The sequence below is a fragment of the Streptomyces canus genome, assembly GCF_030815415.1.
Classification (GTDB): Bacteria; Actinomycetota; Actinomycetes; order Streptomycetales; family Streptomycetaceae; genus Streptomyces; species Streptomyces canus_F.
Genome location: NZ_JAUSWW010000001.1, coordinates 6747689 through 6766782 on the forward strand (window position 1 = coordinate 6747689; position 19094 = coordinate 6766782).

Annotated in this window: 14 protein-coding genes; 7 read left to right on the plus strand and 7 right to left on the minus strand. The window is 70.7% G+C overall.

What is annotated here, in order from left to right; genetic code table 11:
* Nucleotides 1–23: 23 nt before the first annotated feature.
* Nucleotides 24–899 (plus strand): helix-turn-helix transcriptional regulator, encoded by an 876-nt coding sequence (locus QF037_RS31200; protein WP_373463841.1) that lies wholly within the window; start codon nucleotides 24–26, stop codon nucleotides 897–899.
* A 180-nt stretch (nucleotides 900–1079) separates the two neighbouring features.
* On the opposite strand, the gene QF037_RS31205 is transcribed toward QF037_RS31200, so the two are convergent.
* Nucleotides 1080–2525, minus strand: coding sequence for an MFS transporter (locus QF037_RS31205; protein WP_307030891.1), 1446 nt, complete (start codon nucleotides 2523–2525; stop codon nucleotides 1080–1082).
* 97 nt (nucleotides 2526–2622) lie between these two features.
* On the opposite strand from QF037_RS31205, the gene dusB reads away from it, so the two are divergent.
* Complete coding sequence (gene dusB / locus QF037_RS31210; RefSeq protein WP_307030893.1) at nucleotides 2623–3777, plus strand: tRNA dihydrouridine synthase DusB; 1155 nt, start codon at nucleotides 2623–2625, stop codon at nucleotides 3775–3777.
* 142 nt (nucleotides 3778–3919) lie between these two features.
* Entirely contained in the window at nucleotides 3920–4648 is a 729-nt protein-coding gene (locus tag QF037_RS31215) for a helix-turn-helix domain-containing protein (protein WP_307030894.1), read from the plus strand.
* 467 nt (nucleotides 4649–5115) lie between these two features.
* Here QF037_RS31215 and QF037_RS31220 read toward each other — a convergent pair whose 3' ends face one another.
* The 3 genes from QF037_RS31220 to QF037_RS31230 all read right to left on the minus strand — a co-directional run bounded on the left by QF037_RS31220 (nucleotide 5116) and on the right by QF037_RS31230 (nucleotide 10362).
* Entirely contained in the window at nucleotides 5116–6771 is a 1656-nt protein-coding gene (locus tag QF037_RS31220; protein ID WP_307037469.1) for a CDP-alcohol phosphatidyltransferase, read from the minus strand.
* A gap of 241 nt (nucleotides 6772–7012) precedes the next feature.
* Nucleotides 7013–8956, minus strand: a complete 1944-nt coding sequence (locus tag QF037_RS31225) for an amylo-alpha-1,6-glucosidase (RefSeq protein WP_307030896.1) — start codon at nucleotides 8954–8956, stop codon at nucleotides 7013–7015.
* Nucleotides 8953–10362: an MGH1-like glycoside hydrolase domain-containing protein gene (locus QF037_RS31230; RefSeq protein ID WP_307030898.1), complete on the minus strand. Its 1410-nt coding sequence runs from the start codon at nucleotides 10360–10362 to the stop codon at nucleotides 8953–8955. Before QF037_RS31230 ends, QF037_RS31225 begins: the two co-directional genes overlap by 4 nt.
* Before the next feature lie 120 nt (nucleotides 10363–10482).
* Between QF037_RS31230 and QF037_RS31235 the strand changes: the two genes are divergently transcribed.
* Together QF037_RS31235 and ppdK are read left to right on the plus strand one after the other, a co-directional pair.
* Nucleotides 10483–11679 carry an ROK family protein gene (locus QF037_RS31235; RefSeq protein WP_307030900.1) on the plus strand — a complete coding sequence of 399 codons (1197 nt, stop codon included), beginning with the start codon at nucleotides 10483–10485 and terminating at the stop codon, nucleotides 11677–11679.
* Between the two features lie 406 nt (nucleotides 11680–12085).
* On the plus strand, nucleotides 12086–14806 hold the full coding sequence (gene ppdK, locus QF037_RS31240) for a pyruvate, phosphate dikinase (RefSeq protein ID WP_307030902.1): 2721 nt from the start codon (nucleotides 12086–12088) through the stop codon (nucleotides 14804–14806).
* Between the two features lie 127 nt (nucleotides 14807–14933).
* Here the strand turns inward: ppdK and QF037_RS31245 are convergent, their stop codons facing one another.
* Complete coding sequence (locus QF037_RS31245) at nucleotides 14934–15326, minus strand: excalibur calcium-binding domain-containing protein (protein WP_307030904.1); 393 nt, start codon at nucleotides 15324–15326, stop codon at nucleotides 14934–14936.
* A 193-nt stretch (nucleotides 15327–15519) separates the two neighbouring features.
* Nucleotides 15520–16680 carry an alkaline phosphatase PhoX gene (locus QF037_RS31250; protein WP_307030906.1) on the minus strand — a complete coding sequence of 387 codons (1161 nt, stop codon included), beginning with the start codon at nucleotides 16678–16680 and terminating at the stop codon, nucleotides 15520–15522.
* Between the two features lie 212 nt (nucleotides 16681–16892).
* On the opposite strand from QF037_RS31250, the gene QF037_RS31255 reads away from it, so the two are divergent.
* Nucleotides 16893–17822 (plus strand): oxidoreductase, encoded by a 930-nt coding sequence (locus QF037_RS31255; protein WP_307030908.1) that lies wholly within the window; start codon nucleotides 16893–16895, stop codon nucleotides 17820–17822.
* Nucleotides 17823–17833: 11 nt separating this feature from the next.
* Entirely contained in the window at nucleotides 17834–18277 is a 444-nt protein-coding gene (locus tag QF037_RS31260; protein WP_307030910.1) for a hypothetical protein, read from the plus strand.
* Nucleotides 18278–18305: 28 nt separating this feature from the next.
* Here QF037_RS31260 and QF037_RS31265 read toward each other — a convergent pair whose 3' ends face one another.
* Nucleotides 18306–19073, minus strand: a complete 768-nt coding sequence (locus tag QF037_RS31265) for an SDR family NAD(P)-dependent oxidoreductase (RefSeq protein ID WP_307030912.1) — start codon at nucleotides 19071–19073, stop codon at nucleotides 18306–18308.
* Between the last annotated feature and the right edge of the window lie 21 nt (nucleotides 19074–19094).

A 19094-nucleotide genomic window follows, 5' to 3' on the forward strand; every position in this document is an offset into this window, starting at 1 on the left:
CCGCGGGGCGGCACGCTGGAGGCATGACGATGACGGTCCAGGAGACGACGACGGCGGCTCCCGCGGACATCCGGCGGCACGAACTCGCCGCCTTCCTGCGCCACCGCCGCGAGCACATCACGCCCGAGCAGGTCGGCCTGCCCCGCGGCCGCCGGCGCCGCACCCCCGGTCTGCGCCGCGAGGAGGTCGCCCACCTCTCCGCGGTCGGCGTGACCTGGTACACCTGGCTGGAGCAGGCCCGTGACATCCAGGTCTCCGTGCAGGTCCTGGACGCCCTCGCCCGCAGCCTGCTGCTCGACCCGAGCGAACGCGCCCACCTCTTCCAGCTCGCCGGGGCGGCGGACCCGATGCCGGCCACCAGCTGCCCGTCGATCACCCCCGCGCTGCGCCAGCTGATCGAGCAGATGGAGCCGCTCCCGGCCTGTGTGCAGAACAGCCGCTACGACATCCTCGCCCACAACCGCACCTACGGCCTGCTCCTGTGCGACCTGGACGCGGTGCCGGCAGAGGACCGCAACTGCATGGTCCTCTGCTACACGAACGAGGAGTGGGCCGGGTCGATCGTGCACCTGGAGGAGACCCGCCGCCTCATGGCCGCCCGGCTGCGCGCCGCCATGGCCAACCATCTCGCCGAGCCCGCCTGGAAGATGCTGCTGAAGCGGCTGCGCGCGGAGTCCCCGGAGTTCTGCGAGGCCTGGGACCGGCACGAGGTGGTCTCGCACCGCAGCAAGCAGAAGGAGTTCCGCAACCCCTACGTCGGCCGGGTCTCCGTCATCCACACCGACCTGTGGCTCGGGCCGGACCTGGGTCCGCGCATGGTCACGTACACGCCGGCGGACGAGGAGTCGCGGAGGCGGCTGGAGGAACTGCACGCGATCGCGGTCGCCAGGTCGGCCTGATCCACCGCGTCAACGGTCGGTTCCGGTCGCACGCGAGGCTGGTACCGGCTTTCGGCGCGACGGCGAGGTCCAGCGCCAGGCGCCACGTACAGCCGGACCTGCTCAGGGACGCGGGGCTGTATCGCTATGCGGCTCCGCCGCGCGGGCGCGACCAGCCACGACGCACCCGCACCCGCCGGACTACGCGCCCACCCTCTCCGCTTCGCGCACCTCGACCGACTCCAATCGCTCGGCGGTCCGCTGAGCGGTCCCACGGGCCCAGGCCCCGCTCGTCACCGCACCCAGCACCAGCACGGCGAGCCCGCACCCGGCGATGATCCACCAGGCCGGTACCGAGGCGGAGACGAACGTGTCGGCGTACGAGGACGACCCGACGCCCGCCACCAGCACGGCCCCCACCACGGCGACCCCCAGTGTCTGCCCCAGCTGCCGGCTCGTGGACGCCACCGCCGCGGCGACCCCGGCCTGCGACCGGGGCATCCCCGACACCGCCGTGTTCGTGATCGGCGCGTTCACGAAGCCGAACCCGACGCCGAACAGCACGTACCCGAGCAGCAGGGTGCCATGGGACGTCTCCGCGTCGAACGCGGCGAACAGCACCCCGCTCGCGGTGATGGAGACGCCGGCGACCAGCAGCGGCAGCCGCGGTCCGTGCCGGCCGACCAGCCGTCCGGACAGCGGGGCGCAGAGGAACGCGGGGGCCGCGATCGGCAGCATCCACAGGCCGGCGTGCATCGCGTCGAGACCGCGGACGTTCTGCAGGTACAGCGTCGACAGGAACAGGAACCCGCCCAGCGCGGCGAACGCGCTGATCGCGATCACCGTGGCCCCGCTGAACGGCGCCGACCGGAAGAACCGCAGATCGATCAGCGGCTCGGCACGCCGGGGCTCGTACACCAGCAGCCCGATCAGCGCGGCAAGCGCCAGCACGGCGTACGGCAGGACCGAGCCGAACCCGGTGTTCGGCGCCTCGATGATCGCGTACGTCATCGAGCCGAACAGCGCGATCACCAGGAGCTGGCCGACCGGGTCGGGGCGGCGGGCCTTGGGGGCGCGGGACTCGGGGACGAAGCGGAGGGTGAGCAGGAGGGCGGCGAGACCGACCGGGACGTTGATCCAGAAGATCGAGCGCCAGCCGACGGTGTCCACGAGCAGTCCGCCCACCAGCGGTCCCGCCGCCATGGAGATACCGACGACCGCGCCCCACGCCCCGATCGCGCTGGCCCGCTCACGGGGGTCGGTGAAGGTGTTGGTGATGATCGACATGGCGACCGGGTTGAGCATCGAGCCGCCCACCGCCTGCACCATGCGGAAGGCGACCAGCGCCTCCAGGTTCGGGGCCATCGAGCACAGCACCGAGCCGATCGTGAAGACGACCAGGCCCGCGACGAAGACCCGCTTGCGGCCGATCCGGTCGGCCGTGGAGCCGGCCAGCATCAGGAGCGAGGCGAGCACCAGCGTGTACGCGTCGATGGTCCACTGCAGGCCCGACGTGGTGGTGTCGAGATCGTGCTGCATGGACGGCAGGGCGACGTTCAGCACGGTGTTGTCGAGGCTCACGATCAGCAGGCTCATACAGCAGATCGCGAGGACCAGCAGACGTCGGCGGAAGCTGGGCTCGGGCATGCGCTCCATCGTACGCCGACATCGATAGTGCGTCTAACTAATGGTCGATACAAGATCAGTCGGCCGGGCACGGGCCGCCGTACGCCACAATGGGGGAATGCCCACGATCACGACCACCTCGAACACGACCCTGCAGATCGGGCCGCACACCGTGCAGCCGCCCGTCGTCCTGGCCCCCATGGCCGGGATCACCAACGCGCCCTTCCGCACCCTGTGCAGGGAGTTCAGTGGTGGCAAGGGGCTGTTCGTGAGCGAGATGATCACCACCCGGGCGCTGGTCGAGCGCAACGAGAAGACCATGCAGCTGATCCACTTCGACGCGACCGAGAAGCCGCGCTCGATCCAGCTGTACGGCGTCGATCCGGCGACCGTCGGCAAGGCCGTCCGCATGATCGCGGACGAGGGCCTCGCCGACCACATCGACCTGAACTTCGGCTGCCCGGTCCCCAAGGTGACGCGCAAGGGCGGCGGCTCGGCACTGCCGTACAAGCGGAATCTGCTGCGCGCGATCCTGCGCGAGGCGGTGAGCGGGGCCGGCGACCTCCCCGTCACGATGAAGATGCGCAAGGGCATCGACGACGACCACATCACCTACCTCGACGCCGGCCGTATCGCGGTGGAGGAGGGCGTGACGGCCATCGCGCTGCACGGCCGCACCGCCGCCCAGCACTACGGCGGCACCGCGGACTGGGACGCCATCGCCCGGCTCAAGGAGCATGTGCCGGAGATCCCCGTCCTCGGCAACGGTGACATCTGGTCGGCCGAGGACGCGGTGCGGATGGTGCGCGAGACCGGCTGCGACGGAGTGGTGGTCGGACGCGGGTGCCTGGGGCGGCCGTGGCTGTTCTCCGACCTCGTGGCCGTCTTCGAAGGCCGTACCGAGGACATCGCGCGTCCCGCCCTGCGTGAGGTCGCCGATGTGATGGTCCGTCACGCCACGCTCCTCGGCGAGTGGATCGGCGACGAGGCCCGCGGTGTCATCGACTTCCGCAAGCACGTCGCCTGGTACCTCAAGGGCTTCGCGGTCGGCTCGGAGATGCGCAAGCGCCTCGCTATCACCTCCTCCCTGGAGGAACTGCGGTCCGGTCTCGACGAGTTGGACCTCGACCAGCCCTGGCCGGCGGGCGCCGACGGGCCGCGTGGACGTACGTCGGGGAACAACAGGGTTGTCCTGCCGGACGGTTGGCTCAAGGACCCGTACGACTGCGCGGGCATCGGCGAGGACGCGGAACTGGACACGTCGGGCGGCTGAGTCGGGCGCGGAGCGGCGAGCCTGTTGCGTCCGGTTGCTGTAACGGCAGGTGGACGGCGGGGAATCGTTGCATTGGCTGCCGCGCCCGACGCACCGCCCGCCGCCTATGCTTCAGGTTTCCGCGGCGCACGAAGGAGGCCCGATGCCGGGAGGCAGGCTCACCCAGCAGGAGCGTCAGCAGATCGCGCTGGGGCTGGCCGACGGACTCGCCTACGCGGAGATCGCCCGCCGTCTGGAGCGCCCGACCTCGACCGTCACGCGCGAAGTCATGCGCAACGGCGGTCCGAGCGCCTACCGCGCCGAGGCGGCCCATCGCGCCACCGAGCGCCGCGCGCATCGGCGCAGGCCGACCACGCCGCGGGACGCGTGGGCGCCCGAGCAGGCCCATGGGCGTGATGCCGAGGCGGTGCGCGAGTACGAGGAGACGTTCACCACCGTCATGATGGGCTCCGGCATGCCCACGATGATGTCCCGCGTGATGGCCTGCATCACCCTCACCGACACCGGCAGTCTGACCGCCACGGATCTCGTCCAGCGCCTGAACGTCAGCCCTGCCTCCGTCTCCAAGGCGATCACCTTCCTGGAGAGCCAGGGCATGGTGCGCCGGGAACGTGACGGGCGCCGCCGCGAGCGCTATGTCGTCGACGACGACATCTGGTACCAGTCCATGATGGCCAGCGCCCGCTCCACCGCCCAGATCGTCGAGATCGCCCGCCAGGGCGTCACCGTCCTCGGCCCCGACACCCCGGCCGCGGTCCGCCTCGAAAACATCGCCCGCTTCCTCGACTTCGTCTCCGAGAGCATCGCCCGAGCGGCGGAACAGGCCCGCGACATCCTCTACACGAAGCCGGGGACGCCGTCGGACGACTGAGGGTTTCCGCCCCCGCCGCCCCTACCCGTTCCCATCCCCAGGGGCTGCCGCCCCTTCGACCCCGCCGCCAGGGGGCGCTGCCCCCTGGACCCCCGCTCCTCAAACGCCGGAGGGGCTGAATAAAGCCCAGCCCCTCCGGCACCCCAGAAACGAGGCTGACGCCGTCCCGAACTCCATCCACCCGCCGGAGGCGCGCCGCGAGGGCTCGCCGTCTCGAACCTTCACCCACCCGCCGGAGGCGCGCCGCGAGGGCTCGCCGACCCGCCCCCTCCACCCACCCGCCGGGGCGCGCGTCACGAGGGCTTGCCGCCCCGAGCCCCCCGCCGGGGGCTTCGCTTCTCGGCGGCGGTCCGCATTTTTCAGCCCGTCCGGCGTTTGAGGACGAGGCCCGTTCAGGGCCGTAGTGGGGGTCTGGGGGCGGTAGCCCCCAGGGATGGGACGGGTAGGGGCAGCGGGGGCGAGAAACCTCAGTCCTTCGACGGGTGCGGGGTCGAGCCGTAGGCCGTCAGGAAACGGTCGCGGAAGGAGCTCATTTTCCAGACCGGGGCGTTGTGGGAGGGGCGCAGACCGTCGGTCCAGTTCCAGCTCGCGATCCTGTCCAGGATCTTCGGGTCCTTGGCCACGATCGAGACCGGGACGTCCCGGCTGGCGTGGTCGCCGCTGACACGGGCGATGGGCTGGTGGTCGCCGAGGAAGACGAGGACGGTGTCGTCGGTGCCGTAGCGCTCCAGCCACTGGGTGAGGGCCGTCACCGAGTACTGGATCGACTTGCCGTACTCCTCACGGGACTTGGTCGAGTCCGTGACGATGTCACCGGGGTTCTTGCCGGCCTTCTGGATCGCGTCGAAGACCGAGCCGTCGCCGAGCCGGTCCCAGTCCACCAGCTTCGGGATCGGCGCCCACGGCTGGTGGCTCGACGTCAGAATGACCTCCGACATCAGCGGCTTGTCCCGCTTCTTGCCGTGGACGAGGCGCTGGAAGGCCTCCAGCGCATACTGGTCGGGCATCGTCGACCAGCTGAACTTCGGCCCCTGGTAACCGAGTTGGAAGGCGTTGTAGACCTTGTCCAGACCGTAGTACTTCGCCTCCGGCCAGCCCTTCTGGATCCCCGGCATCACCCCGACCGTGTCCCAGTCACCGGTCTTCTGGAACGCCTTGGTGAGGGTCAGATGCTCCCCGGAGGTCACCGTGCGATACCGCTGCTGGTTGTCGATCCACAGGCCCGACAGAAACGTCGAGTGCCCCAGCCAGCTGCTGCCCCCGTACGTCGCCGACGTCAGCCACCCGCTCTTGGCATGGAACCCCGCCTTGTCCAACGCCTTCGTCCGCGCCGCCAGCGTCGAGTCCACCCCCGGCGCCATGATCGGATCCTCGATCGCGCTACGGCCGTAACTCTCGATGAACGTGAAGATCACGTCCTTGCCCCGCAGATCCGGCACCAACTGCGCACCTGGCGTCGCCCCGAACGTGTCCGCCTTCGCCTCCTTCGCGAACGCCGCCTCGTCCCGAACCGTGTCCGCCACCCGCCGCGCCTGGATCTTCAGCGCGTCGGCGGCCCGGTCGGAGGCGATGGGGGTACCGGCGATCTGCAGCCCGAGCGCGTAACAGGTGATCCACGCCAGCGCCGCGATGAGCGTGCCCCGCGCGGCGACCGGTCTGCTCGCCACCAGGACGTTGCTCAGCCGCACCATCGCCAGCGCCATGACCCCCACCAGCACCAGCACCAGCACGACCGCCCCGACGGCGGCCAGCACCGCGAACGTCCCGCCCATCGAGTCCGCCACATACGACTGCGCGTCGTCCAGCAACTCCCAGTCGAGCACCAGGTTGAAGCCCCGCCCCAGATACTCCCGGAACCCCATGTCGAGCACGTTCAGCACGGTCAGCACCCCGAGCCCCACCCCGGCCACCACCGCCAGGACCACCCGAGGCCGCCGCGGCAGCCACAACGCCACCGCCGCCCCGAGGATCGCCTCGGCGGGGATACGGGTGAACCGATTCGGCTTCAGCGCCCCAAGGGCGTTCGGCAACAGCAACGCCCCGAGGACGAGCAGCGCGGCAAGTGCGGTGACCGTCCACCGGAGGATCGGCGGACGCGCAGAAGGCGCGGGTGCATCCGGCAGCTGGGGCGTGCGCAGAGTGACGGCCACCCGAGGGTCCTTCCGTACGGAACTTGGCACATTCCCGTACGGCTCTCTCACGAGGGCCGTTCACAGCCCCGGGCAAACAGGCAGCAAACAGCAGACCAAAGGCAACTGCACCCGCCTAAGGGGCGCGGGGCTGTATCGATTTGCGGCTCCGCCGCGTGGGCGCGACAAGCCACGAAGCACCCGCACCCGAAATTCGGCCCTCCCAGCGGAGCGTCTACGCACCCCCTACCGCGGTCAACAAAGCAAGAGGCGCCGCCGCAGACCGAGACTCCCGCACACATGCATGCGGATACGGCACCGGCTCCGGATGCGAGTCCCGCCCGTACCCCGCGATAACCTCCGGCAACCGATGCCCCGTGGTCGTCGCCGCGTCGACCAACGCGTGCGCGACCGCCCGCGCCTCGTCATGCAGCCCGTACCGAGCCAGCCCCAGCGTGATCAGCGCGTTGTCATGCGGCCACACCGACCCCCGGTGATACGAGAGCGGGTGATACGCCGACTGCCCGGCCGCCACCGTCCGCACCCCCCACCCGGAGAAGAAGTCCGGCTCCAGCAACCGCCGCCCCACCGCCTCCCCGTACTCCTTGTCCAGCAGCCCGGACCACAGCAGATGCCCGGCATCCGAGGCCAGCGCGTCCACCTGCTGTCCCTCGCCGTCCAGCGCCAGCGCCGGAAACGTCCGGTCCGGCATCCAGAAGTCCCGCTGGAAACGGTCCCGCAGATCGCCCGCGGCCTGTTCGAGGAGCGCCGCGTACGTCTCGTCCGCCCAGACCGTCCGCGCCACCCAGGCCGTGCGCCGCAGCGCGTCGTACGCGTACCCCTGCGCCCCGGCCGCCATCACCGCCCCGCTCGCCCGCGTCCCGTCGGCCCAGCAGATCGCCCCGGGCGAGTCCTTCCAGTTCTGGTTGGCGAGCCCGCCCTGGTCGGCGCGGTACACGAGGTATCCGCGCGAGGTCAGCCCGCCGTGGTCCAGCATCCAGCCGATCGCCGCCCGGGCATGCGACTCCAGACGCCGGGCCATCGCGACGTCCCTCGTGTGCTCCACATACGCCCCGAGCAGCACCAGGAACAACGGCGTCGCGTCCACCGAGCCGTAGTAACGCCCGTACGGCACCTGGCCGAAGTGCGCCAGCTCCCCGTGCCGCACCTCGTGCACGATCTTTCCGGGCTGCGCCACCGAGTCCGCGCCGACCTCCGTGGCCTGGGCCGCGGCGAGCGCGGGGAGGGTGTCGGCTGCCAGCTGGGGACGGTAGGGGAGGGCGAACAGCGAGGTGAGCAGCGCGTCGCGGCCCAGCAGGGTCAGGAACCAGGGCGCGCCGGCGGCCGGGACGCGCAGTTCCTCGCCGTCCGGTCCGGTCGCCGGGACCTGGAGCGAGGCGAGGTCGGCGAGGCCACGGGCGCACGCGGCGGCCAGTTCGGGCCAGCCGGTCGGGAAGGCGACGCCCTCCACGAACTCGCCTTCCATGGCGAGGAGTTGTGAGTTCAGAGCGGCCGGTGACTTCGGTACCCGCAGGGTCCGTTTGTCGCCGTGCGGCCGTGCCATCACCCGCAGCGTCAGCTCCGCCGTGCCGTGCGGCTCCAGTTCCAGCGTCCACACCAGGCGCCGGGCTCCGGTGCCCGTCTCCTCGACGCCGTCCGGAGCGGGCTCGGCCGTCACCGTCGTACAGGAACGCCATTCGCCGCGCTGGTAGGTGAACTCGACGCCCGCGTCGAGGACTTCGCGGGAGCGGGTGGCTCCTGTCTTCGGGTAGGTGCGGTAGTCGGAGCGGAGTTCGAACTGGTCGGTGAAGTCGGCGTCGGCGGTGACCGCGAGCCGGACCGTGGCCGGCGCCGGGCGGTTGCTGGTGACGCGCAGGGACTCGATGAACGAGCCGTCGCCCACGGCCTGTTCGCGGAAGATCGTGTACGCGGGCGGTTCCTGGCGGCCGCCGCGCGGGACGAGGACACAGCGCGCGGTGTCGCCGTCGGCGACGGGGGTGAGGGCCTCGGGCACGGCGCCGTCGACCGTCAGCTGCCAGCGGCTGAGGTGGCGGGCGTCGCGTACGAACAAGCCTTCCGGGGACGGGGAGGCGCCGCCCCGGACCCCGCTGATGTCTCCGCCGTCGCCCACGGCTGCGAACGTCCCGCCGTGCACGAGCAGATGATGCCGGTCCGTCATTGCCGGTCCCCTCCCTTGGCTGTGCCGGTGTGCAGCAGATCGAGCGTGAGCGCGGCGGTCCAGCCGAAGCCGGTCGCGCCGCAGGCCTCACCGGTGTACGGGTCGACGTACTCGGCGAAGCCCGAGGTGTCCGCGATGTCGAGGACGGCCCGGCGCAGGGCGTCGGCGCGGCCTCGCTCGCCGTGGGTGCGCAGGCCCCGCTCCACCAGCCAGCCGGTGTTGAACCAGGCCGGGCCCCGCCAGTAGCGGTGCGGGTCGAAGGCCTCGCCGAGAAGGTCGTAGCTGGGCACGAGGCGGGTGGTGCCGCCCAGGCCGAAGTGCTTGGAGGCGGCCGTACGGACGAGCGCCTCGACGATGTCCCGGGGGAGCGTCGGCAGCAGGAGCGGGATGAGCCCGGACACGCTGCGCTCGGGGATCAGGCCCCCGCCCCGCACGTCCCGGGAGAAGAACATGCCCTCCGCCGGGTCCCACAGCCGGTCGATCAGCGCCGCCGTCAGACGCTCGGCGCGCGCGTGCCGGGCCGTGCCGGTCGCGCCCAGCTCCTGCGCGATACGGGCGAGGGCGTGCTCGGAGGCGATGAGCAGGGCGTTGAAGGAGGGGTCCTCGACGGCGAATTCGCTACGGCCGCCCCCTTGTCTCCCGTCCAGCCCGTCCCGGTACTCCCCGTCCCGGTAGTCCGTCGCCAGCCGCACATACCGCCCGTAGTCCAGATCCGTCGGCCGGTCCTGAGCCGACCCGTGGTCGAGGTCGGCGCGCCGGAAGGAGCGGGCGGGGGCGGGGGTGACGCGGGAGAGCGGCAGGTCCCAGCAGGGGCTGTTGTCCATCCCCTGTTCCCAGGGGTGCACGACGGACGCCAGCGAACCTCCGCCCAGGTCCCGCCGGTGCAGCAGATAGCGGTGCCAGGCCGCCAGCCGGGGGTACATCCGGGTGAGGAAGCCGCGCGCCCGTGACAGACCCGGGTCCGAGCAGTGCACCAGCCACGCGGCCAGCGCGTGCACCGGTGGCTGCACGATGCCCGAGGTCTGTACGGTGCGCGGGGCGCCCGCGGCGCGCCCCGCGGTCGAGGAGCGCCAGAAGTCGGGGCTCGGGAAGTACGCGTCGAGCGGCACGGAGGGGTTGAAGACGATGTGCGGGATGCGCCCGTCGTCCCACTGGGCGGCGAGGAGTGTCTCCAGCTCCGTCTGCGCCCTGAGCGGCGACAGATGCCGCAGGCCGATCGCGATGAACGCCGAGTCCCACGACCACTGGTGCGGATACAGGCCGCGCGAGGGCACTGTGGAGGTGCCGGTCCAGTTGTCCTCCAGCACCCGAGCGGCCCTGAGGTGCAGCGAACTCCGGGTCGGCGGTGGATCGTATACAAACTCACGTTCTGTGAGACGGGCTGTGAGCTGGGCAGTGCGATCCACTCGGGGCTCCCCGAAAGACGTCCGGCCGACCGGTTCGGTCGTGGCTACCGTAGGGTTACGTCTATTTAACACGCAAAACTCAATATGTAATGCAGAGTTGAGAAACACAAGGGGGTGCGCATGACCGGACGGGGTCAGGGAAGCGCCGGTGATCTGCTCGAACTGGTACGAAGCGGGCGTGCGATCACGCGCGGCGCGCTCCAGCAGGCCACCGGGCTGTCCCGTGCCACCGTCGGCCAGCGCCTGGACCGTCTCTTCCGCGCGGGCTGGCTGCGCGAGGGCGCCGGCGGTCCCGTGGACTCCCCGCTCGGCGGGCGTCCCTCCATCACCCTGGAGTTCGACGACGCCCATGCCGTCGTCCTCGCCGCCGACCTGGACACCCGGCACGCCCGCGCGGCTGTCGTGTCGCTGACCGGCGAGCTTCTCGCCGAGCACAGCGGCACGCTCGTCATCGAGGACGGGCCGGACGTGGTGCTGGGGGAGCTGGGCCGCTGGTTCGCCGAGCTGCTGGAGAAGGCGGGCCACCGCGCGGACGAGGTCTGCGGGATCGGGCTCGCGGTGCCGGGACCGGTCGACAGCGAGAGTGGCCGAGTGGTCCAGCCACCGATGATGCCGGGCTGGGACGGCTACGACATAAGAGGCCGCCTCGCCCGCTCCTTCACCGAACACACGGGGGCGGCCCTGGTGCCGGTCCTCGTCGACAACGACGCCAACCTCATGGCGTACGGCGAACAGCGCACGTCCTGTCCCGACTGCTCGGCGTTCGTGCTGGTCAAGGTCTCGACCGGCATCGGTGCCGGGGTCGTCGTCGGCGGCTCGATCTTCCGGGGCATCGACGGGGGCGCCGGGGACATCGGCCATATCCGGGTGGGCGCGGACGCGCTGTGCCGGTGCGGTTCCCACGGCTGTCTGGCCGCAGTCGCCAGTGGTGGCGCCGTGGCGCGGCGGCTGGCCGAGGCGGGGGTGCCCGCGGCCTCCGGAGCGGATGTGCGGGACCTGCTGACCGCCGGTCATCCGGAGGCGGCCGCGCTCGCCCGCGAGGCCGGGCGGCAGGTCGGGGACGTCCTGGCGACCGTGGTGACGCTGCTGAACCCCGGGGTTCTGATGATCGCCGGCGATCTGGCCGGAACCGCCTTCCTCACCGGGGTGCGGGAGCTGCTGTACCAGCGGGCGCTGCCGCGCTCGACCGCTCATCTGGACGTCGTGACGTCACGGCTGGGGGAGCGGGCCGGACTGGTGGGGGCGGGAGCGCTGGTCGTGGAGCACCTCTACGCCCCTGAGCGGGTCGAGGAGCGGCTGGCCGCGCTCGGTGTGTGACCGGCGCATTTCGGTCCGGACACCCGTCCGCATGGTGAAATCCGGGCGCCTGTGGCAGCGTGATTCTCGCCACCCTTGATAGGGGTAGCGCTCAGATGAGCGGATCTTGAGCGACTGCACTTCTCCAAAGGGTGGCACTCGGTGCCACCCTTTGATCGTTCATCGATCGAAATCAGGCGTGCCGAATGCCGCTCAGGTGAGCGATATGCCGCCACTTCGAGAGCTCTCGTGTTCAAGAAGTGAAAACATCCGAGTCCTGACGCTTGCCAAGCTTTGACTTTCAATCCGCTGGCGGACGAGTGGTTACAGGCACATGACGCGCAAGTGGACCTCCCCAGAAGCCTTCGATCTGGGTATGTTCCCCGTCGTCAGGGCAGCCACCGCGTCCTCGAGGGAGTCGAGAACCGTGTCGGAAAACAAAGAACCCCACGTAACGAAGTTCGTTTACGACTTCACCGAGGGGAACAAGGACCTCAAGGACCTCCTGGGTGGCAAGGGCGCGAACCTCGCCGAGATGACCAACCTGGGACTCCCCGTTCCTCCCGGCTTCACCATCACGACCGAAGCCTGCAAGGTCTACCTGGAGAGCGGCGCCGAGCCCGTGGCACTGCGTGACGAGGTGAGTGCACACCTCGAAGCGCTCGAGACGCAGATGGGCAAGAAGCTCGGCCAGGCCGACAACCCGCTCCTCGTCTCGGTCCGCTCCGGCGCCAAGTTCTCCATGCCCGGCATGATGGACACGGTCCTGAACATCGGCCTCTCCGACAGGTCGGTGAAGGGCCTCGCCGAGCAGGCGGGCGACGAGCGGTTCGCCTGGGACTCCTACCGCCGTCTCATCCAGATGTTCGGCAAGACGGTCCTCGGTGTCGACGGCGAGCTCTTCGAGGAGGCGCTGGAGGCGGCGAAGGCGGCCAAGAAGGTCCACGTCGACACGGACCTGGAGGCGGCCGACCTCAAGAAGCTCGTCACCAAGTTCAAGAAGATCGTCAAGACCGAGGCCGGGCGGGACTTCCCGCAGGACCCGCGCGAGCAGATGGACCTCGCCATCGAGGCGGTCTTCAACTCCTGGAACACCGACCGCGCCAAGCTCTACCGCCGCCAGGAGCGCATCCCCGGCGACCTGGGCACCGCCGTCAACGTCTGCTCGATGGTCTTCGGCAACCTCGGCCCCGACTCCGGCACCGGCGTCGCCTTCACCCGCGACCCGGCCAGCGGCCACCAGGGCGTCTACGGCGACTACCTCCAGAACGCCCAGGGCGAGGACGTCGTCGCCGGTATCCGCAACACCGTCCCGCTCGCGGAGCTGGAGTCGATCGACAAGAAGTCGTACGACCAGCTGATGCAGATCATGGAGACCCTGGAGAACCACTACAAGGATCTCTGCGACATCGAGTTCACCATCGAGCGCGGCCAGCTCTGGATGCTCCAGACCCGCGTCGGCAAGCGCACGGCGGGCGCGGCCTTCCGTATCGCCACGCAGCTCGTGGACCAGGGTCTGATCGACGAGGCCGAGGCGCTCCAGCGCGTCAGCGGCGCCCAGCTGGCCCAGCTGATGTTCCCGCGCTTCGACGAGGACACGAAGGTCCAGACCGTCGGCCGGGGCATCGCGGCGTCGCCGGGCGCGGCGGTCGGCAAGGCGGTCTTCGACTCGTACACCGCGGTGAAGTGGTCGCGCTCCGGGGAGAAGGTCATCCTGGTCCGCCGGGAGACCAACCCCGACGACCTGGACGGCATGATCGCCGCCGAGGGCATCCTGACCTCGCGCGGCGGCAAGACCTCGCACGCGGCCGTGGTCGCGCGCGGCATGGGCAAGACCTGTGTGTGCGGTGCCGAGGAGCTGGAGGTCGACACCAAGCGGCGGCGGATGACGGTGCCCGGCGGCCATGTGGTCGAGGAGGGCGACATCATCTCCATCGACGGGTCCAGCGGCAAGGTGTACCTCGGTGAGGTGCCCGTCGTCCCCTCCCCGGTCGTGGAGTACTTCGAGGGCCGGATGCACGCGGGTGCGCAGGACGCCGACGAGCTGGTCGAGGCCGTGCACCGGATCATGGCGTTCGCCGACCGCAAGCGCCGGCTGCGGGTGCGGGCCAACGCGGACAACGCCGAGGACGCCATGCGCGCCCGTCGCTTCGGAGCCCAGGGCATCGGCCTGTGCCGTACCGAGCACATGTTCCTCGGCGACCGGCGTGAACTGGTCGAGCGCCTCATCCTGGCCGACACGGAGAACGAGCGCGAGGAGTCGCTGAAGCAGCTGCTCCCGCTCCAGAAGCAGGACTTCGTGGAGCTGTTCGCGGCGATGGACGGCCTGCCGGTGACGGTCCGGCTCCTGGACCCGCCGCTGCACGAGTTCCTGCCGGACATCACCGAGCTGTCGGTGCGTGTGGCGCTCGCGGAGTCCCGTCAGGAGCCGCACGAGAACGAGCTGCGGCTGCTCCAGGCGGTCCACCGGCTGCACGAGCAGAACCCGATGCTGGGTCTGCGCGGTGTACGCCTCGGCCTGGTCATCCCGGGTCTGTTCACGATGCAGGTACGGGCGATCGCGGAGGCGGCGGCCGAGCGGAAGGCCGCGAAGGGCGACCCGCGCGCGGAGATCATGATCCCGCTCGTCGGCACGGTCCAGGAGCTGGAGATCGTCCGCGAGGAGGCCGACCAGGTCATCGCGGAGGTCGAGGCGGCGACGGGCACCGAGCTCAAGCTGACCATCGGCACGATGATCGAGCTCCCGCGCGCCGCGCTGACCGCCGGTCAGATCGCGGAGGCTGCGGAGTTCTTCAGCTTCGGCACGAACGACCTCACCCAGACGGTGTGGGGCTTCAGCCGGGACGACGTGGAGGCGTCCTTCTTCACGGCGTACCTGGAGAAGGGCATCTTCGGCGTCAGCCCGTTCGAGACGATCGACAGGGACGGCGTCGGCTCCCTGGTCAAGCTGGCGGCGGAGGCCGGCCGCAAGACCCGCCCCGACCTCAAGCTCGGCGTCTGCGGCGAGCACGGCGGTGACCCGGAGTCGGTCCACTTCTTCCACGAGGTCGGCCTGGACTACGTCTCCTGCTCGCCCTTCCGTATCCCGGTGGCCCGCCTGGAGGCCGGCCGCGCGGCCTCGGAGTCGGCGGGCAGCGACCACCGCTAGGGCCGCACGGCCACCACGACCCCGGAACCGACGCTTGTCCCCGACCCTCAGTACCGATGGGCGCCGGTTCCGGATCACCAGGAAGGGGCGGCACCCTGTGCGGGGGTGCCGCCCCTTCGGTCTGCGTTCAGTGGTGGTCCGCGCGCCGCCTGTTCACGACGACCAGGACGCCCGCCCCGGCGAGCATGACGGACATGCCGGCGGCCGCGAAGTACGGGGTGTTGTCGTCGCCGCCGGTCTCGGCGAGGTCCGTGTCCTTCGGGGCCGCAGCGTCCGCCTCCTGGTCCTCGGCGGGGGTGAAGTCCGCGGGCGGGCTGTCGCAGCCGATGCCGTCGCCGTCCCGGTCCAGATGGGTGCCGTAGTGCTCGTCGCTCTCGGGGATGTTCGCGTAGCCGTTCTCGTACGCCTCGGTGCAGTTGGCGAACGGGTGGTCGCCGTCGTGCGCCTGGGCGGCTGAGGGCAGGACGGCGAGGGCCAGCGCGGCGACGACGATGGCGCCGGGCTTGCGGAGCAGGTTCACGGCGGGTCCTTACGGGGTTGGTGGTGACAAGAGGTGCCCGAAGGTAGTGCGAGACCGTGTTGGTGGAAGTGGTGTGAAGAACCCGTGACGCGAACGTGACGCGACCGAACGGAAGCGCACAGTGACCGCTCAAGTCCGGTCGCACGTAAGGGCATTGTGATCCACCCGGCAAAGTCAGCTGAGGCGGCGAGCCCTATGAGCGGAACGGACCCGTCACCTCGTACGTGATTCCGCCCGATGAGCTCCCCGTCGTGCCCCGCTGGCTGGAGAAGTACAGCCGGGTGCCGTTCGGGGAGAATGCCGGGCCGGTGATTTCCGAGGAGGACTGGCCGTCGATTCTCAGGAACGGTGTCACCACGTCGTCGGGGGTGATCAGGCAGATGTCCATGCTGCCGCCGTCCTCGGCGACGTAGAGGTCGCCGGAGGAGGAGCCGGTGATGTTGTCGACGCCGGTGAGCGGGGCCGTGCCGGAGGTGACCAGGGAGTCGTCGTAGGCCAGCTCGTAGGTGTTCGCGGTGAGGTCGAGCTGCCAGACGCGGTTGTCGCCCTTGGTCGTGAACCAGACCTTGTCGTCGGCGTAGTGGCAGCCCTCGCCGCCGTTGAAGGACTTGGAGCCGGAGACCTGGGTGCGGGTCGACGTGGGGGAGCCGTCCGGGTCGGGGACGGTCGTCCAGGTGTAGGAGCCCGAGGTGGCGGTGCCGGCGACCAGTACCTGGAGGGTGCCGGAGGCGAGGCTGCCCCAAGTCGTCGGTACGAAGCGGTAGAAGCGGCCGTTCGTCTCGTCCTCGGTCAGATAGATCACCTGGCGGACCGGGTCGGCCGCGGCCGCCTCGTGCTTGAAACGGCCCATCGCGGGTCGCTGCACCGCCGCGTTCGTGCCCCACGGATCGGTCTCGTAGACGTACCCCCGGTCGACCTCCTCGCAGGACAGCCAGGTGTTCCACGGGGTCCTGCCGCCCGCGCAGTTCTGCCGGGTGCCGGACAGGATGCGGTACGCCGAGGTGATCGCGCCGCTCGACGAGAACCGCACCGCGCTCGCGCCGCCGGAAGGGTTGATCTCCGAGTTGGAGACGTAGATCCAGCCCGTGCCGTCCGCGTAACAGGCGCCGCCGTCCGGGGCGTTGTGCCAGGTGTACGACGTTCCGGTGACCGTCTGGCCCGAGCGGGCGATGACCCGGCTGGTGAAGCCCGACGGGAGTCTGATGCCGTTGGCGTCCGGGGATCCGAGCGCCCCGTAGGGGCCCGTGCCGGGCTGGGCCGGTGCGGCGTACGCGGCGCCGCGCCACAGGGTACCGCCGAAGACGGCGGAGGTGCCGCCGATGGCGGTCGCACGGAGGAAGGTACGACGTTCCACTGTCGCTCCAAGGGGTGCCGTGACCGTCCCGCCACCGGTCGGGGGCGGGAGCGTGCGGGTGGAAACCTAGGGGAACTCGGTAGCGATGTCATGGACAGGCCATGAACGCGTGGTCCATGGCGAGTCCAAGGTTTCCCGGTGTCCTGTCGACGGCGGGCCTCATCGGGGGCAGGCTGGCGGCAAGCGCCGAAGCGGCGGGAAGGAGCCCGGGCATGTCCTCCGGCTGGAACGAGCAGCACATCCCCGAACAGCACGGCCGCACCGCCGTCGTCACCGGTGCCAACAGCGGCATCGGCTACGTCACCGCGCGCGAGCTGGCACGCAAGGGCGCCCGGGTGGTGCTCGCCTGCCGGAGCGAGGCGCGCGGGACCGAGGCGGGGGACCGGCTGGTCACCGAAGTGCCGGGCGCACAGGTGGAGTTCGCTCGGCTCGACCTCGGAGACCTCGCCTCCGTAAGGGAGTTCGCGCGGACGCTGCCGTACGACCGGCTCGACCTGCTGATCAACAACGCGGGCGTGATGGCCCTGCCGTACGGCACCACGGCGGACGGCTTCGAGACCCAGTTCGGCGTCAACCACCTGGGCCACTTCGCACTCACCGGGCTGCTGCTGCCCGCGCTGCTCGACACCCCGGGCGCGCGGGTGGTGACCGTCTCCAGCACGACGCACGCCCTGGCCAACATCGACATCGACGACCTCAACAGCGAACACAGGTACCGCCGTTGGGTCGCCTACGCCCGCTCCAAGACCGCCAACCTGCTCTTCACCCACGAACTGGCCCGCAGGCTCGCCGCCCACGGTTCGGACGTCGTCGCGGCGGCCGCCCACCCGGGATACGCGGCGACCAACCTCCAGGCGGCCGGACCCCGGATGGCGGGCCGCCGCTTCACCGAGCGCTTCATGGCCGTCGGCAACAGGTTCTTCGCCCAGTCGGCGCAGGCGGGCGCCCTCCCCACCCTCTACGCCGCCACCGCCCCCGACGTGTCCCCCGACTCCTTCACCGGCCCGTCCCTCGCGGGCTGGCGCGGCTCGCCGGGACCGTCCTGGCGAGCGCCCTGGACCCACAACGACCAGGCGGGCGAACGGCTTTGGGTCGCGTCCGAGCGGCTCACGGGAGTGTCGTACGACGTCCTGAAGGCCTAGGGTCACTCGCCATGCGACCGGACTTACCGACGAAGCTGCCGAAGCATCCCCTGAACACCCCGCTGCTGGAGTACCTGCGGGCGCAGGGTGCGCCACCAGGCAGGCCGGGCGACTACACGTTGGGTGAGTGGCAGCTGCACGCGCACCCCGATCTGTTGGATCGGTTGAAGGAGTTGGCTCTGGGCGTGCCCCTGAACGGCGCCTATGGCATTCCGCTCCTGGCCCACAAGGGCGTCGCGGCCGTCGCCGCCCAGGGGACGGGCACCCTGCTGATGCGCCTGCCCGAGCCACCGGCCGACCTCAAGGAGGGCCGCTGGCCGGTCCCCGAGCTCACCGGTCACGGATGGGTGACCGTCGACGCCTGGCAGAGCGACCTGCGCATCATCGAGGGAGAGCACAGGCTTCTGATGGCCATCGAGCAAGCGTTGTCCCACACCCGGGACCTCATGTCCTAGCCCGGTGTGCGGCACTCCGGCGGAGCGTTCACGTGGTCTTGCCGCTGTCCACCACCAGGTCCGCGCCCACCACGGACGCGGCGTCGTCCGAGGCCAGATAGAGGACCGCGGCGGCGATCTCCGCCGTGGTGGAGGCGCGGCCCAGCGGCACCGAGTTCTCCATGCGCTCGGCGCGCTCGGCCTCCGTCTCGCCGGGGAGCAGGGACATCTCCGTCTCCACGGGACCGGGGCTGACCGCGTTGATGCGGACCCCGTCGCCGATGTGGTCGCGTGCGGCGCCCCGGGTGAGGACGGAGACGGCGGCCTTGGTGGCGGCGTACGCGGTGGCGCCCGGGTGGCGGGCGTGGACGCCGAAGACGGAGGCGATGTTGACGATCGCGCCGCCGGACGGCTGGGACCGCATCTGACGGACCTCGGCCTGGAGGGCGTGGAAGACGCCGGTGACGTTGATGTCGAGCTGTTCGGTCCAGTCGGACTCCGACAGGTCGGCCAGCGGCTGCCCGCCCCGGAAGACCCCCGCGTTGTTGACCGCCGCGTCGAGGGAGCCGAAGCGGTCAACGGCGGCGGCCACGACGGCCTGGACGTCGGCGGCACGGGACACGTCGGCGGTGAGCGCCAGCGCCTTGCCGCCCGCCTCCTCGATCAGGGCCGCCGTGTCGTCGAGGGGTTCCCGTCGCCGCCCGGCCACGACGACCTGCGCCCCCTCGGCGGCGAACGCCAGCGCGACGGCACGGCCGATGCCGGAGCCGGCGCCGGTCACGAGAACGGTCCTGTCGTGGAAACGCGTGCTGGTCATGATCTCCCCTTATTCTTGACC

Excerpts from the sequence above, each read along its gene's own strand:
- QF037_RS31200 (WP_373463841.1), top strand. The coding sequence starts at position 24 with ATGACGATGACGGTCCAGGAGACGACGACGGCGGCTCCCGCGGACATC.
- QF037_RS31205 (WP_307030891.1), bottom strand. The coding sequence starts at position 2,525 with ATGCCCGAGCCCAGCTTCCGCCGACGTCTGCTGGTCCTCGCGATCTGC.
- dusB (WP_307030893.1), top strand. The coding sequence starts at position 2,623 with ATGCCCACGATCACGACCACCTCGAACACGACCCTGCAGATCGGGCCG.
- QF037_RS31215 (WP_307030894.1), top strand. The coding sequence starts at position 3,920 with ATGCCGGGAGGCAGGCTCACCCAGCAGGAGCGTCAGCAGATCGCGCTG.
- QF037_RS31225 (WP_307030896.1), bottom strand. The coding sequence starts at position 8,956 with ATGACGGACCGGCATCATCTGCTCGTGCACGGCGGGACGTTCGCAGCC.
- QF037_RS31235 (WP_307030900.1), top strand. The coding sequence starts at position 10,483 with ATGACCGGACGGGGTCAGGGAAGCGCCGGTGATCTGCTCGAACTGGTA.
- QF037_RS31255 (WP_307030908.1), top strand. The coding sequence starts at position 16,893 with ATGTCCTCCGGCTGGAACGAGCAGCACATCCCCGAACAGCACGGCCGC.
- QF037_RS31260 (WP_307030910.1), top strand. The coding sequence starts at position 17,834 with ATGCGACCGGACTTACCGACGAAGCTGCCGAAGCATCCCCTGAACACC.
- QF037_RS31265 (WP_307030912.1), bottom strand. The coding sequence starts at position 19,073 with ATGACCAGCACGCGTTTCCACGACAGGACCGTTCTCGTGACCGGCGCC.